General features: G+C 68.5%; 12 protein-coding genes. 4 read left to right on the forward strand and 8 right to left on the reverse strand.

The genetic code is table 11. From position 1 onward, the window contains the following. The 8 genes from ACM2XV_RS06135 to ACM2XV_RS06170 form a co-directional block, all read right to left on the reverse strand. On the reverse strand, positions 1 to 1,728 hold a 1,728-nt coding region (locus ACM2XV_RS06135), incomplete at its 3' end, for a GMC family oxidoreductase N-terminal domain-containing protein (RefSeq protein WP_487026284.1). A gap of 4 nt (positions 1,729 to 1,732) precedes the next feature. Then, positions 1,733 to 2,605, reverse strand: coding sequence for a carbohydrate ABC transporter permease (locus tag ACM2XV_RS06140; RefSeq protein WP_344778496.1), 873 nt, complete (start codon positions 2,603 to 2,605; stop codon positions 1,733 to 1,735). Then, a complete protein-coding gene (locus ACM2XV_RS06145; protein WP_344778498.1) occupies positions 2,602 to 3,561 on the reverse strand; it encodes a carbohydrate ABC transporter permease in 960 nt (319 codons plus the stop codon). Before ACM2XV_RS06145 ends, ACM2XV_RS06140 begins: the two co-directional genes overlap by 4 nt. A 97-nt stretch (positions 3,562 to 3,658) precedes the next feature. Beyond that, a complete protein-coding gene (locus ACM2XV_RS06150) occupies positions 3,659 to 4,981 on the reverse strand; it encodes an ABC transporter substrate-binding protein (protein WP_344778500.1) in 1,323 nt (440 codons plus the stop codon). 479 nt (positions 4,982 to 5,460) lie between these two features. Continuing rightward, on the reverse strand, positions 5,461 to 7,887 hold the full coding sequence (locus tag ACM2XV_RS06155; RefSeq protein ID WP_487026285.1) for a beta-xylosidase/alpha-l-arabinosidase: 2,427 nt from the start codon (positions 7,885 to 7,887) through the stop codon (positions 5,461 to 5,463). A gap of 3 nt (positions 7,888 to 7,890) precedes the next feature. Further along, entirely contained in the window at positions 7,891 to 8,793 is a 903-nt protein-coding gene (locus ACM2XV_RS06160; protein WP_344778504.1) for a carbohydrate ABC transporter permease, read from the reverse strand. Then, entirely contained in the window at positions 8,793 to 9,683 is an 891-nt protein-coding gene (locus tag ACM2XV_RS06165) for a carbohydrate ABC transporter permease (protein WP_487026290.1), read from the reverse strand. Before ACM2XV_RS06165 ends, ACM2XV_RS06160 begins: the two co-directional genes overlap by 1 nt. A 140-nt stretch (positions 9,684 to 9,823) precedes the next feature. Beyond that, positions 9,824 to 11,116 carry an ABC transporter substrate-binding protein gene (locus ACM2XV_RS06170; RefSeq protein ID WP_487026286.1) on the reverse strand — a complete coding sequence of 431 codons (1,293 nt, stop codon included), beginning with the start codon at positions 11,114 to 11,116 and terminating at the stop codon, positions 9,824 to 9,826. A gap of 260 nt (positions 11,117 to 11,376) precedes the next feature. Here ACM2XV_RS06170 and ACM2XV_RS06175 point away from each other — a divergent pair, with 260 nt between their 5' ends. From ACM2XV_RS06175 to ACM2XV_RS06190, 4 genes are all read left to right on the forward strand, one after another. Then, complete coding sequence (locus tag ACM2XV_RS06175) at positions 11,377 to 12,375, forward strand: LacI family DNA-binding transcriptional regulator (protein WP_487026287.1); 999 nt, start codon at positions 11,377 to 11,379, stop codon at positions 12,373 to 12,375. A gap of 92 nt (positions 12,376 to 12,467) precedes the next feature. Continuing rightward, on the forward strand, positions 12,468 to 13,733 hold the full coding sequence (locus ACM2XV_RS06180) for an endo-1,4-beta-xylanase (RefSeq protein WP_487026288.1): 1,266 nt from the start codon (positions 12,468 to 12,470) through the stop codon (positions 13,731 to 13,733). After that, positions 13,730 to 14,923: a xylose isomerase gene (gene xylA, locus ACM2XV_RS06185; RefSeq protein WP_344778514.1), complete on the forward strand. Its 1,194-nt coding sequence runs from the start codon at positions 13,730 to 13,732 to the stop codon at positions 14,921 to 14,923. Before ACM2XV_RS06180 ends, xylA begins: the two co-directional genes overlap by 4 nt. Positions 14,924 to 15,023: 100 nt before the next feature. Next, on the forward strand, positions 15,024 to 15,666 hold a 643-nt coding region (locus tag ACM2XV_RS06190), incomplete at its 3' end, for an FGGY family carbohydrate kinase (RefSeq protein ID WP_487026289.1).

Here is a 15,666-nt window from a genome sequence, read left to right on the forward strand (position 1 = left end):
CCCGGGCTTCCCCCAGCGGTCGAGCACACCCGCCGCCAATGAGACCCGCGAGCTCGGCAGCGGGATCTCCTGCCCCATCGCGAACACGCCGAACGAGTGGGCGCGGCCGTCGCGCATCCACTCCTTGTGTCTGGCGCCCCACGCGGGGATCCCGGGGGCAGGCGCCAGCGCGCTCGTCAGCGGCAGCAGGCTCATCAGGTCGACGAGCACGCCGCCGCCCCACGGCACGCTCGCGGCGTGCACGTGGTCGAGCGTCGCGATCGAGTGGCCGGGGCCGATGAAGTTCTTCACCTTCTCGTCGACGGTGCCGAGCACGGTCGAGGTGCGGTGGTCGTGGATGTGCCGCCCGAGGTGATCGTTGCCCAGGCCGCTCGCGAGCAGCAGGCGCGGCGTCTCGACCGCCCCCGCCGAGACGACGACCACGTCGGCGCGCACCGTGAGCCGAACGGGCTCGCTTCCCGGCGCGCTGGCGTTCGCCATGATGACGACGGATGCCCCGCCGGCGCCGTCCGTCACCTCGATCGCCTCGGCGTCGTACAGCACATCGCAGTTCCCCGTCGCGACCGCGCGCGGAATGAAGGTGTTGTGCGAGCCGTTCTTCGCGTTCACCGGGCACGCGTGCCCGACGCACTGAGCGCACCTGACGCAGGCCGGCCGGCCGTCGTGCGGAACGCTGTTGAGCGCGAGCGGAATCGGCCCCCACCCCCAGCCGAGCCGGTCGGCGGCCGCCGCGAGCAGCTCGCGCGCGGGCTCGGTGCCGAACGGAGGCATGGGGTAGCCCGCGCTGCGCGGCATCCGCCTCGTCAGCGCTCCCTCTTCGCCGGCCACGCCGAGCTCCCATTCGGCGCGGGTGTAGAACGGCTCGAGCTCGTCGTAGTCGATCGGCCAGTCGGCGAGGCTCGCCCCGTCCGGGTTGCCGTAGACCTCGCGCATCCGGAAGTCCTCCGGCATGAAGCGCCAGGCCATTCCCTGCCAGATCCGGCTGCCGCCGCCGAACGCATCGGCGTTCAGGCCGTAGCGGCTCGCATCGCCGGTTCCATCGATGACCTCGTCCCCGGCATCGCTCGAGTGCACTCGGGGGTGCCCGGCCCCCGGCCCCACGCGCACCGCGTACACCGCGTTGCGCTTGTCGTGCAGGTGGTCGCCGCGCAGCAGGCGGTTCGGCACCGCGGGCATCCGCTCGACGAGCAGCACCGACTTCCCCGCCTGGGCGAGCACCTGCGCGGCCACACCGCCGCCCGGCCCGCTTCCGATGACGATCGCGTCGTAGTGCGCGGCGACGGATGCCGCATCGCGCCCGGCCGGAAGCTCGGGCTCCACGATCTCGGTGCCCTCGGGAACATGCCGGAAGCCGATCATGCCGAGCCCGACGGGGTCGCTGCGGCGCGCGTCCGCGGCGTAGAACCCCTCGAACGCGACGCGCCGCAGTTCGGCGAATCCCTCGGCGCCAGCCCCCGCTTCGAGTGCGCGCAGGATCGCGTCCTGCTCCGTGTCTGAGAGATCGGCGAAGCCGGCACCCGGCCGCGCGTCGGCCGCGCTCGCGTCGAGCCGAGCCGAGAGGGCCGCGAGGCCGGGAGCCGCCTCCAGCGGCTCCCGCCCCGCAACCCTCAGGTACTCGGAGACTCCCCCGCCCCAGCCTGCCGGCCAGGCATCCGCGGGGATGATGCGGTCGACCGCGGCGCGCAGCGCCCGGTCTTCGACGATCCCCTCCCGATCGTCGTGTGCCACGTCGTCAGCGACCTGCGAGCGAACCGCCGATGCCGCCCACGCTGAAGTAGCGGTTGAGCGCGGCGAACACGATGATCGGCGGCAGCATCATGATCACGGCGACGGCCATGACGTTGCCCCAGTCGGTCGCATTCTGTTGGAAGAACGTCTGCAGGCCGATCGGCAGCGTGTAGTTGACGTCGCTCTTCAGGAACACGACGGCGATCAGGTAGTCGTTCCAGGCGAGCAGGAACGAGAAGATCGCGGTCGACAGGATGCCCGGAAGCGAGTTGCGCAGCACGACGCGCGTGAACGAGCCGAACACGCTCGCGCCGTCGATCCACGCGGCCTCTTCGAGGGTGATCGGAATCGAGTCGAAGTAGGCGGCCATCATCCAGATCGCGACCGACATGGTCGAGCCGATGTAGATGATCATGACGCCCGCGAGGTTGTCGTTGAGGTTCAGCTTCACGAACAGGAAGAACAGCGGGATGACCGCGGTCACGACCGGCAGCGACTGGATGACGAACAGGATCAGGGCGTAGCCCGAGATGAGCCTGCTGCGGCCGCGCGAGAGCACGTAGCCCGCCGGCGCCGCGACGGCGACGGCCACGACCACGGTGACGAGCGCGACCAGCAGGCTGTTCTCGAGCCAGTAGCTGAGGTTCGTCGCGGTGAAGATGTGCCCGTAGTTCGCGAACGTGAGCCCCGTCTCGGTCGACCCGAAGGCCGGGGTGAGCGACAGGATGAAGACCGCGACGACCGGCACGATGACGACGGCCGTGATGAACAGGATGGCGAGGAAGCGCCACCACTTGCCGCGCTCCCCGAGTTCGCCGAGGCGGCGGCGCTTGCCGGAGATGCCGGCGAGGCGGATGTTGGCGGTTTCGGTGGTCATTCGATGCTCGACTTTCGGATCTGGCGGTACAGGACCACCGAGACGATCACGAGGACGATCGTCATGATGAAGGCGATGGCGACACCCGGGCCGACCTGCTGGTTGGCGAACACCGTCTGGTACGCCATGACGACGAGCGACTGCGTCGCGTTGACGGGCCCGCCGCCGGTCAGGAGGTAGATCGTGGGGAAGTCATTGACGCAGAAGATCGTCATGAGGATCCAGCTGACGTAGGTGGTGCGCGAGATCATCGGCAGAGTGATGCGCGTGAACGTCTGCCACGTGCCGGCGCCGTCCACCTTGGATGCCTCGTAGACGTTGGTGTCGACCGCGGCGAGGGCCGAGCTGAGCATCATCATCATGAAGGGGAAGCTGATCCACACCTTGAAGATGCAGACGAGCACCTGCGCCGCGAGCGGGTCGCCGAGGAACGAGACGTCCCCGAATCCGATCGCCTTCGCGATGACGGGCAGCGGGGCCTGGGGCGTGGCGACGAGCCAGTTCCACGCGGTCGCCGACACGACCGTGGGCACGACCCACGGAAGCAGGAGCAGCACCTTGAACACCGGGTTCGCGGGAATCCTCGTGCGCAGCAGCAGCGCGATGCCGAGGCCGACGGCCCAGCTGCCGAACACGCCCACGACGGTGAAGATCACCGTGAAGCGGGCGGCGCGCCAGAAGTCCGCGGTCTGCAGCACCGTCAGGTAGTTGCGCAGGCCGATGAAGTTGCCGGGCTGGATCAGGTCGCCGTCGTGCACGGACTGGAAACCTGCGTAGATCACCGGGTACAGGTTCAGCAGCAGCAGCAGGAAGAGCGACGGCAGCGCGAAGAAGAAGAACGTGGTGCCGTGGTTCAGTGCCTTGTTCCGGCGATTGCGCGCCGGCGCACCTCCACCCCCGACGCCCACACCGTTCCGCGCCCTTTGCAGGCTGCGGGTGACCGACTCGGTCGTCATTCAGAAACTCCTTTGAAACACCCTCGCGGGCCAAGTGGGGAAGCGAAAACCGGGTGGGCCCCGCGCCCGAAGGCGGCAGGGCCCACCCGGCCTCGGCTTACTTCATCAGGGGCTCGATCTGGTTCTGAAGGGTCTTCAGAGCGTCGGCGGCCTTGACCTTGCCGCCGAGGATCGACTGCGTGAAGGTGATCATCGGCTGGGTGCCGTCGACCGTGTAGGCGACGTTGGCGAACAGACCCTTGGTGCCCGGGGCGCCCCAGGTGTGGTAGATCGGGTTCCACTTGTCGAGGATCGTCTTGTTGTTCGGGTCGCCCGAGACCTCAGGCGCGTCGGCGATCGACTTGAGCGGGGGAAGGCCGATGCCAGTCTTCTTGGTCCACAGGGTCTTCATGTTCTTGTAGTAGTACGTGAGGAACGCCTCGGAGCCCTTCTGGCTGGGGGTGTTCTTGTACATCATGATGTTGTTCGGGAAGTACAGGAATCCCTGCTTGCCCGAGCGGCTCGTGAGCGGTTCGCCGACGACCAGGTCGGGCGCGACGGCGCCGACGTTGGCCGGAAGACCCGCGCCGTCCCAGCCGAACGCGAACTTCTTCGCCTTCCACTGCGACTGCACGTTGGCCGAGGTGTACGTGGCCGAGTTCGGGTCGGAGTAGCCGTTCTTCACGAGCTCGAGGATGAACTCGATCGCCTCTTCGTTCTCGGGGGTGACCAGGTCGGGCTCGAGCTTCTCGTTGAAGATGCCGCCGCCGTTGTTGATCATGAAGCCGGTGAGGATGTGCGAGCCGGTAAACGAGCCGGCCCCCGAGCCGAGGCCGAAGCCGTAGTAGCCCTTGGCCTTGAGCTTCTTGCAGGTCTCGACGTACTCGTCCCACGTGGTGGGCGGGGTCGCGCCGGCCTCGTCCATGAGGGTCTTGTTGTACCAGGAGCAGCGGACGTCGAGGTTGTAGGGGATCGCCGCGTAGCCCTTGTCGGTCTTCATGGTGTCGAGCAGGCCGTCGAGGAAGTCGTCCTCGAGGTCGCCCGACCACGAGTCGATCAGGTCGTCGGCGTAGGCGATCTTGCCCTGAGCGGCGAACTGGAACGCCTGGGTGCCGCCACCGGAGGAGACCGCCGGGTTGGTGTTCGAGGCGACCGCGGACTGGAAGGTCTGCGTGAAGTTCGCCCACTGGATCTGCTGGTAGGTGAACGACGGTAGGTCGCCCGTCGGCTTGTACGCCGCGACGATCTTCTTGTCCTCCGCGAGGAACGCGTCGCTGCCCCACGGCATGTTCCAGAACTTGGCGGTCTTCCCACCGCCACCACCGGCGCCGCCGTTGCCACCCGCACGACTGCAGGCTGCGAGCAGGGTGCTTGCCGCGACCCCGCCGGCGACTCCAATGAACGTGCGACGCGTGAACGCGGCGCCTGACTGCTGTGCCATCAGTCGTCCTTCCGTCCCGTCTAAAGCGCGGGACTTTTGCTCTTCGTTGAACAAAACATTTCCGAGCAGGCCTCGGTGTCAAGAGTGACGTGGCTATTCCTACCGTGCCCCTGAGGGGATGTCAATGAAGCCGCGCAGAGGGTCGCGAGCCCCGCTCGCCGCCGCTCAACACGGCTGTTCAGCAGCGAATTGCCCGGTCAGCTGGGAATCACGCGGGCGCGTGGCTAACCGGTTCAGTAGATTTCGTGCCGAATGGCCCCCGCAGGTGGGTAGATCCGGTTTCCGGCTCACAGGAAATCGTGACCGGTTCGAATCTTTCCCACGCAACCCGCGAAACATTCCCACCGGCGACTCGCCCCTCGCCCGTCGCCCCTCGCCCCTCGCGGCGACGCAAAAGCCCCGAGGTGTGAGTTCGGGTTCCTCGAACACGGTTCGAAGGACCCTAACTCACACCTCGGGGCGAGACGGGGAAATGGCCGTCAGGCGACGCTGACGTTCACCAGGCGGGCGTCGGCCCGGGTGACGGGGTACGCCTCTCCTGTGATGGCGATGACGGCACGCGGCGTCGCCGCGCCGCCCAGGTCGCGCCGCGCGGCCTTCCTGTCGTTGACGATCGCCCCGCCCGTCGAGTCCTCCACGGCCTCGTCCGCGGCCGGCGCGATGCCCGCGTGCGCCGCGACCCACAGCTCGACGTCGCCCGGCTCGACGATCTTCGTGAGGCTGCGATCGGTGAAGGCGAAGCGCGTCGTCGGCACGGTGAACGTCACCCGCTTGGACTCCCCCGGCTCGAGCTCGACCCGCGCGTAGCCCACGAGTTGCTCGACGGGGCGCACGACCGTGCCGAGCACGTCGTGGCCGTAGAGCTGCACGACGTCGGCGCCGGCGCGCTCGCCGGTGTTCGTCACGGTGACGGATGCCTCGAACACCCCGCCCGCCGCGACGGAGTCCTGCACCGCCAGGCCGTCATACGCGAAGGTCGTGTAGCCGAGGCCGTAGCCGAACGGCCGCAGCGGCGTCGAGTCGGCCGACGTCACGTCGGAGGGCCCGCCCAGGATCGGGTGGCGGTAGGTGTAGGGCTGCGCACCCGTCGAGCGCGGCAGCGAGACCGGCAGCCGGCCGGAGGGATTCGCGGCGCCGGTGATCACGTCGGCGATCGCGAGGCCGCCACCCTCACCGGGGAAGAACGCCTGCAGCACAGCGGCGGGCGCCGACGGCCCGTCGAAGGCCCAGGCGACGGCGTACGGCCGGCCCGTGAGCAGCACGAGCACCGTCGGCGTGCCGGTCGCGACGACCTCCTCGACGAGCCGGCGCTGCACGCCCGGCAGCTCGAGCGACTCGGCGTCGTTGCCCTCGCCGACGGTCCCGCGGCCGAACAGGCCCGCCTGGTCGCCGACGACCACGATGGCGAGGTCGGCGCCGCGTGCGGCATCCGTCGCCTCGGCGAAGCCGGACGTGTCGTCACTCTCGTTGTCGCTGCCGGCGGCGAACACGAGCTCGGGCACGGCCAGGCCGGCGCCCTCGAACGCCTGCGGAAGCGCCTCGAAGACGGTCGGGATCTCGAAGCCGAGCGGGAACTCCGGGTGGTGCGCGAGCACGTGGTTCGCGAAGGAGTAGCACCCCTGCAGCGCCTCGGCGCGGTGGGCGTTCGGGCCGATCACCGCGACCTTGGCGCGCGGAGCGCCGGCGTTCAGCGGCAGGGTGCCGTCGTTGGCCAGCAGCACGATCGACTCCTCGGCGAGCTTGCGTGCGAGGCGCTGGTGCTCGGGCGAGTCGAGGTCGATGTCGGTCGGGGGCTCGTCCTCGTAGACGTCGGGCTCGAGCAGGCCGAGCTCCTCCTTCTGCCGCAGCACGCGCAGCACGGCGCGGTCGACGTAGGCCTCGTCGAACTCACCGGCGCGGATGCGAGCCGCGAGCGGTGCGAGGTACGCATCGCCCGTGGGCAGCTCGACGTCGATTCCCGCCTCGAGGGCGAGCGCCGCGGCCTCGCCGCGGTCCTTCGCGACGGCGTGCATGACCTCGAGGAAGGCGACTGCGAAATAGTCCGCGACCACGACGCCGTCGAATCCGAGGCGGTCGTGCAGGACATCCGTCAGCAGCGGCGTGTTGGCGGCCATCGGCACGCCGTCCACGTCGACGTACGCGTTCATGACGGACTTCGCGCCGCCATCGGCGATCGCCATCTCGAAGGGGGGCAGGTACGTGTCGGCGATCTCCCGCGGGCCGGCATAGACCGGCGCGTGGTTGCGCCCGGCACGCGAGCGCGAATAGCCGACGAAGTGCTTGAGGGTGGCGTGGATGCCCGCCCCCTGCAGCCCCTTCACATACGCCGTTCCGACCGTGCCGACGAGATAGGGGTCCTCGCCGATGCACTCATCGACGCGGCCCCAGCGCGGGTCGCTGATGACGTCGAGCACGGGCGCGAGGCCCTGGTGCACGCCGAGCTGCTTCATCGAGCCGCCGATCGCGCGGCCGACCTGCTCGACGAGCTCGGGGTCGAACGACGCGCCCCACGCGAGCGGCGTCGGGAAGGTCGCGGCCTGCCAGGCGGCGAGGCCCGTGAGGCACTCCTCGTGCACGAGCGCGGGGATGCCGAGGCGGGTCTCGCGCTTGAGCCGGCGCTGCTCGTTCCAGAGCCACGCGGCCCGCTCGGCCGGCTCGACCGGGCGGGTGCCGTAGACGCGCGTGTACTGCCCGAGCCCGTCCTTCGTGATCTCGCTGAGCTGCTCGCCGCCCTTCTGACCGGCCGACATCTCGCTCTGCATCGGGGCGACGACGCCGTTCTGATCGAGCCAGTAGCCGACCAGCTGGGCGAGCTTCTCCTCAAGGGTCATCCGCGCGTGCAGCGTCAGCACGCGCTCGGAGACATCAGGGAGCGCGACGGCAGCGCCGCCTTCGGTGGTGGTCATGTTCTAGCCCTTTACTGCGCCCGTCAGGCCCCCGACGATACGGCGCTGGAAGATCGAGAAGAAGATCAGCGCAGGAAGCATCGAGAGCGACGTGAACGCGAGCACCTTTGCCGTGTCCTGAGAATACTGCGACGAGAACGCCTGCACACCGAGGGGCAGAGTGAAGTTCGCCTGCGAGTTCAGGATGTACAGCGGCAGCACGTAGTTGTTCCAGGCGCCGATGAAGGCGAGGATCGCGACCGTCACCACACCGGGCAGCGACAGCGGGATCACCATGCGCCAGAAGAAGCCGAGGCGGCTCGCTCCGTCGATCGAGGCGGCCTCCTCGATCTCCTTCGGGATCGCGCGCAGGAACGGCACCAGGATGATGACGGTCGTGGGCAGGGCGAAGGCGATCTGCGGGATCGCGACGCCCATGAGGTTATCCACGAGGCCGATGTCCTTGATGATGATGTACAGCGGCGTGATCGCGATCACGAGCGGGAACATGAGGCCGGCGGCGAACAGCGAGTAGACCGCGCCCTTGCCCTTGAACTCGTAGCGCGCGAGCACGAAGCTCACCATGACGCCGAGCACCACGACGCCCACGGTCGTCACGATGGCGACGATCATCGAGTTGCCGAACTCGCCCCAGAAGGTCGAGGTCTTGAGCACGTCGACGTAGTTGCTGAACACCCACGGGTGCGGGAATCCGGCCGGGCTCGTCGTGATCTGCGAGTTGGTGCGGAAGCCGCCCAGCACGATGTAGAGCACGGGGGCGATGCACACCGCGATGAAGAGCAGCGCGATGAAGTAGGTGAACGGATTCCCCCACTTCCGCGGCGCGTCGCGGTCGCCGGAGCGGGAGGCCTTCGTGCCCCGGTTGCGGGTCGCGGGGCTGGTCGTGGCGGCAGTCGACGCGCTCATCACTTGGCTCCCTCGGTGACGGCGCCCTGAAGGTCACGGCGCAGGACGAAGCGCTGGTACAGCAGCGCGATGATCAAAGAGATGATGAACATCACCACGGCGACGGCGCTGCCGTAGCCGTAGTTCCCGGCCATGCGGCCCTGGGCGACCATGTAGGTCGCCATGGTCGAGGTGCCGGCGGTCGAGGCGATGTACTGGCCCCAGATGATGTAGACGAGGTCGAACAGCTGCAGCGAGCCGATGATCGACAGGAACGCCCAGATGCGGATCGTCGGCCCCAGCAGCGGCAGCGTGATGCGGCGCTGGATCTGCCAGTAGGAGGCGCCGTCGATCTGCGCGGCCTCGAAGAGCTCTTCGGGGATGGACTGCAGACCGGCGAGCATCAGGATGACCGCGAAGCCGATGTACTTCCACGAGATGATGCCCATCAGCGACCAGATCGCCAGCTTCGGGTCCGACAGCCAGTCGGCGGCGATGCCGCCCAGGCCGATGGTGTGCAGGAAGTCGTTCACGGCGCCGTTGCTCTGGAGCATGAGGCTCCAGCCGGTGCCGACGATGACCTCGGAGATGACGTAGGGGACGAAGATCAGCACGCGGATCAGCGCGCGGCCCCTGATCTTCTGGTTCAGCAGCAGCGCTAGCACGATCGAGAGCGGCCCCTGGATCACGAGGGACAGCACCACGATCAGCAGGTTGTGCCAGAGCACCTGCTGGAAGGCGGGGTCGGTGAGGATCAGCTTGTAGTTGTTCAAGCCGACGAAGTCCGTGGCGGGGCCGTAGCCGTGCCACCGGAAGAATCCGTAGTAGGCGGCCAGCGCGACCGGGAAGATCACGAACGCGAGGAAGACGATGATCGCGGGGCCGGAGAGGACGGCGATCTCGAGCCGCATGCGACCCCGGCCGGAGCGGCGCTTGGCCGCCCGCGGCGAGGCCGGGGACGCGCTCGACGCGCCCCCGACCCCTGCGGAGCCCTGCGACTGCCGGTCGATGACCGTGTCAGTACCCAGGGTGTTGCTCATGTTGTTGCTACTCAGCCCTTCGCAGCGGCGTCGTTGGTGTCCTTGACGATGTCCTTGGCCGTGCCCTTGCCTGCGAGCAGGTTGACGACGGCGGTGTTCATCGCGTTTCCGACGTTCTGGCCGTACAGGGTGTCGAGGTACTGCGACGCGTAGGCCGCCTTGTTGAAGGCCTGCAGAGCCGACACGTTGTACGAGTCGGTCACGACCGACTGGGCGTCCTTGTTGACGGGGATGGAGTTGAACGCCTTCGCGTAGGCCTCCTGCTGGTCCTTCGTGACGAGGAACTCGAGGAACTCGGTCGCCTCCTTCGGGGCGTTCTTCGAGACCGAGTAGCCGTCGATGCCACCGAGCAGCGCGGTCGGGTCGCCCTTGCCGCCGTCGATCGACGGGAAGGGGAACCAGCCGAGGTCCGAGGGGACCTTCTGGTCGGCGGTCAGACCGGCCATCACACCCGGGTCCCAGCCGCCCATGAGCTCCATGCCGGCCTTGTGGTTGGCGACGAGACCCGCCGAGGAGCCGGCGCCCTGCTGGGCGGAGGTGGTCAGGAAGCCCTTGTTGAACGGGTCGATCTTGAGGAAGGAGGCGAGGTCCTCGCCGGCCTTGGTCCAGCACGCGTTGTCGAACTTGAGGGTCTTGGCGGTCTTGTTCAGCACGTCCTGGCTGCACTCGCGCAGGGCGAAGTTGTAGTACCAGTGCGCCGCGGGCCACGCGTCCTTGGCGCCGACGGCGATCGCGTCGACACCGGAGTCCTGCAGCTTCTTGACGTCGGCCTGCAGCTCATCGATGGTCGTCGGCGTCGAGGTGATGCCGGCCTGCTGGAACAGGTCCTTGCTGTAGTAGATGCCCTCGGGGAGGAAGTCGAGCGGCACGGCGTAGACCTTGCCGTCGATCGACTCGCCCGCGAGTGCGGCGGCACCGGCGTTCTCCTTCGCGGTGCTGCTCAGGTCGAGCGCCTGCAGCTGCCCGGCGTCGACCTCGGCCTGCATCTTGCCGCCGCCACGCTGGAGGAAGATGTCGGGAGCGGAGTTCGCGTTGAGCGCGGTCTGCAGCTTGCCGTCGAGGTCCTCGTTCTGGATCGACTGGATCTTGACCGTGACGTTCGAGTGGGCCTGCTCGAAGGACTTGGCTGCGTCCTTGAAGAACTGGACGCCGGGGCCGGTCGTCGAGTTCGTCCAGACGGTCAGCGACACCTTGCCGCCCGAAGACGATCCGCTGTCGTTGCCGGAGCCGGCGCAGCCGGTGGCGGCCAGGGCGACGCCCAGCCCAAGCGCGACGACTGCCGCGCCCGTTGCTTTCCTCATCATTGTGGAAACACTCCTTGTGTTGTCGTCATTGACGCTGTGGTGAACACCCCGCCGCGATGGACCGCGACGGCGATGTTTGCGGGGTAGTGCAGGATTTGTTGCGACCGCGGCTAAAAGCATCCGTGATCTCGACACCCGTTGTCAAACGATGTCGATAACGTTTTATATCCGTACTCGCCTTTGCTGTGAGTGACTCTCAGGCTTGCGCTACGTTGTTCTGCATGAGCGTGGATGCTGGCGTCCCCCCTGTCTTGGGACGGGTGACGATCACCGACGTCGCACGCGCAGCAGGCGTCTCCGTCGCCACCGTCTCGAAGGTCGTGAACTCCCGCTACGGCGTCGCGCCCGCGACCTACGCGCGGGTCATGGCCGTCGTCAACGAGCTCGGCTACGAGACGTCGCTCATCGCGAGCAGCCTGCGCCGCAGCCGCACCAATGTGATCGGGGTGCTCGTCACCGAGTTCGAGCCGTACTCCGCCGAGCTGCTCAAGGGCATCGGCGCCGCGGCGCACGGCACGGGCTACGAGCTGCTCGCTCACTCCGGCTGGGTGGGCGGCGACGCTCCCCCGGTCGGCTGGGAGCGCCGCTCGCTCTCGCGACTGGCCGGCACCCTGATCGACGGCGCGATCCTCGTCACGCCCACCGCGGTGGCCACCGACACGCCGATCCCCGTTGTGGCGATCGACCCGCACACGGGCCGCGGCGGCCCCTCGACCGTCGATGCCGACAACGTCGGCGGCGCCCGCGCCGCGGTCGAGCACCTCATCTCGCTCGGTCACCGTCGCATCGCGCACCTGCGCGGCCGCGCCGATCTCGAGTCGTCGCATCGCCGCGAAGAGGGCTACCGCCGCTGCCTCGAGCAGGCCGGCATCCCCTTCGACCCCTCGCTCGTGATCGACGGCGACTATCAGCGCAGCACGGGCCGCGTCGGCGCCCTCGACCTGCTCGACCGCGTCGAGCGGCCGACCGCGATCTTCGCCGCGAACGACCTGTCGGCCCTCGGCGCGCTCGATGCGGCCCGCGAGCTCCGTATCGACGTGCCGGGCGAGCTGTCGATCGTCGGCTTCGACGACATCCCCGACGCCACGAGCACCATGCCGCGTCTCACGACCATCGCGCAGCCGCTGCATCAGATGGGGGCGACCGCCCTGAAGATGCTCGTGGAACAGCTGAGCGGCGAGGAGTCCGGCACCCGGCACGAGCACCTGCGCTCGGAGCTCGTCGTGCGCGAGACCACCGCTCCGCCGCCCGCGCACTGACCCGGCCGAGGCCGAGCACCCTTTCTGCCGTCGTCGCGCGGTGATACGTTCGGCGCGCAACCCCCCAGCGATTTGAGGAGTCATCGCCGCCGATGCAGCTCGCTTCCTGCCGTGCCACCCAGCCCAGCCATCGCCTGGGAGAGGCCGTCGTCACCCTCACCGATCCGAGCGGGCGTCCGCTCGCCGACACCGACGTCACCGTCTCGCAGACGCGACACGCCTTCGGGTTCGGCAACATCGGCTTCGACTTCATCGACCTGGCGAACGGCGGCGGCACCGAGGGCGACCTCGAGCTCGCCGAGCTCTACATCGAGCTGTTCAACTGGGCGACCCTGCCGTTCTACTGGGGTCGCTTCGAGCCGCTCGAGGGCGAGCCCGACACCGAGCGTCTCGCGAACACGGCGCGATTCCTGCGCGAGCGCGGGGTGTCGCTCAAGGGGCATCCGCTCGTCTGGCACACCGTGCAGCCCGACTGGCTGCTCGGCAAGCCGCTCGACGAGGTCGAGCGGCTGCAGCGCGAGCGCATCCGCCGCGAGGTCGCCGACTTCGCCGGCCTCATCGACACGTGGGACGCGATCAACGAGGCCGTCATCATGCCGGTGTTCGAGAACGGCGACAATGCGATCACGCCGCTCGCGCGCGCCAAGGGGCGCATCCCGATGATCCGCATGGCGTTCGAGGAGGCACGGACGACCAACCCGAACGCGACTCTGCTGATCAACGACTTCGATCTGTCGAGCGCGTACGAGTGCCTCATCGAGGGCGTGCTCGAGGCGGGCATCCAGATCGACGCGATCGGCCTGCAGACGCACATGCATCAGGGCTACTGGGGCGAAGAGACGATGCTCGCGATGATCGATCGCTTCGCGCGCTACGGCCTGCCGCTGCACCTCACCGAGAACTCGCTGGTCTCGGGCCACCTCATGCCGGCCGAGATCGTCGACCTGAACGACTACCGGATCGCATCGTGGCCGTCGACGCCCGAGGGCGAGGCGCGTCAGGCGGACGAGCTCGCGCGCCATTACCGCTCGCTCGTCTCGCACCCGCAGGTCGCGTCGATCACGTACTGGGGCATCACGGATGCCGGCGCATGGCTCGGCGCGCCGATCGGGCTGGTGCGCGCCGACGGCAGCCCGAAGCCGGGCTACGACGCGCTGCACGCGCTGATCAAGGGCGAGTGGTGGTTGCCGGCGACCCCCGTGCGCACCGACGCCGACGGGCGTTTCCGCCTGCGCGGATTCGCAGGCGATTACGAGGTGTCGGCCGGTGGCACTTCGCCCCGATCCGCGATATGTTTATCGCAACAACAAAATCACTCCGTCCACCTCACCATGGAAGTTGAAGGACAAGCACGATGACTCTCACCCCCACTCGCGAGGACAAGTTCTCGTTCGGTCTCTGGACCGTGGGCTACAACGGCACCGACCCCTTCGGTGGCCCGACGCGCAAGCCGTTCGAGATCGAGCACGTCGTTGAGAAGCTCGCCGAGCTCGGCGCCTACGGCCTCACGTTCCACGACGACGACCTGTTCCCGTTCGGCTCGTCGGACGCCGAGCGCCAGAGCTACATCGACCGCCTGAAGAAGTCGCTCGACGAGACCGGCCTCATCGTGCCGATGGTCACGACGAACACCTTCTCCGCCCCCGTCTTCAAGGACGGCGGCGTCACCTCGAACGACCGCCAGGTGCGTCGCTACACGATCCGCAAGATCCTGCGCCAGCTCGAGCTCGGTGTCGAGCTCGGCGCGAAGACCTTCGTCATGTGGGGCGGCCGCGAGGGCGCCGAGTACGACTCGGCCAAGAACATCCAGGCCGCGCTCGCCCGCTACAAGGAGGCCGTCGACTTCCTCGGCGACTACGTCCTCTCGCAGGGCTGGGACATCAAGTTCGCGATCGAGCCGAAGCCCAACGAGCCCCGCGGCGACATCCTGCTGCCGACGCTCGGCCACGCGATCGCGTTCATCGACTCGCTCGAGCACCCCGAGCTCGTCGGCCTCAACCCCGAGGTCGGCCACGAGACCATGGCGGGCCTCAACTTCACCTCGGGTGTCGCGCAGGCGCTGTACCACGGCAAGCTCTTCCACATCGACCTGAACGGGCAGCGCTCGATCAAGTACGACCAGGACCTGGCCTTCGGCCACGGCGACCTGCACAACGCCTTCGCGCTGGTCGACCTGCTCGAGCACGGCGGCGTGAACGGCGGCCCGGCCTACACCGGCCCCCGTCACTTCGACTACAAGCCGAGCCGCACCGAGGACGAGAACGGCGTCTGGGAGTCGGCGAAGGCCAACATGCAGACCTACCTGCTGCTCAAGGAGCGCGCCGACGCATTCCGCGCCGACCCCGAGGTGCAGGCTGCGCTCGAGGCCGCCAAGGTCTTCGAGCTCGAGCAGAGCACCCTCAACCCGGGCGAGACGATCGAGACGATCAAGGCCGACCGCTCCGCGTGGGAGGACTTCGACACCGACGCCTACCTGGGCGGCAAGGGCTTCGGCTTCGTCCGCCTGCAGCAGCTGGCCACCGAGCACCTGCTCGGAGCGCGCGGCTAAACGCCGCAGTGCGGCTTTTAGCCGCGCGCTCATAGGCGGCAGCCGGGTTGCCGAGGCAGACCCGGCTGCCGTCACCTCTCTCTCCTGGAAGGAAGTTCCCGTGCCCTTGGTCGCCGGCGTCGACTCGTCGACGCAGTCCTGCAAGGTCGTCATCCGCGACCTGGAGACCGGTGCGCTCGTGCGCACCGGCCGCGCTTCCCACCCCGACGGCACCGAGGTCGACCCGGCCGCGTGGTGGTCAGCGCTCGGTGAGGCCATCGCTGCCGCCGGGGGCATCGGCGACGTCGCCGCCATCTCGATCGCCGGTCAGCAGCACGGCATGGTCGTGCTCGATGCGGAGGGCAGGGTGATCCGCCCCGCGCTGCTGTGGAACGACACCCGCTCGGCCGCTGCCGCCGCGGCGCTGACCGACGAGCTCGGTGCCGAAGGCTACGCACAGCGCGCCGGCCTCGTGCCGGTCGCGTCGTTCACCGCCACCAAGCTGCGCTGGCTGAAGGACAACGAACCGGAGAACGCCGCCCGCGTTGCCGCTGTCGCGCTGCCGCACGACTGGCTGACCTGGCGTCTGCTCGGCTACGGACCCGCGGGCGAGTCGCCGCTCGGGCCGGTGCTCGACGCGCTGACGACCGACCGCTCGGATGCCTCGGGCACCGCCTACTGGTCGCCCTTCACGAACGACTACGACCTCGACCTGCTCGAGCGCGCGCTCGGCCGTTGCGACGTGGTTCTGCCCCGCGTGCTCA

This window comes from Gryllotalpicola sp. CP2-P1, assembly GCF_057512245.1.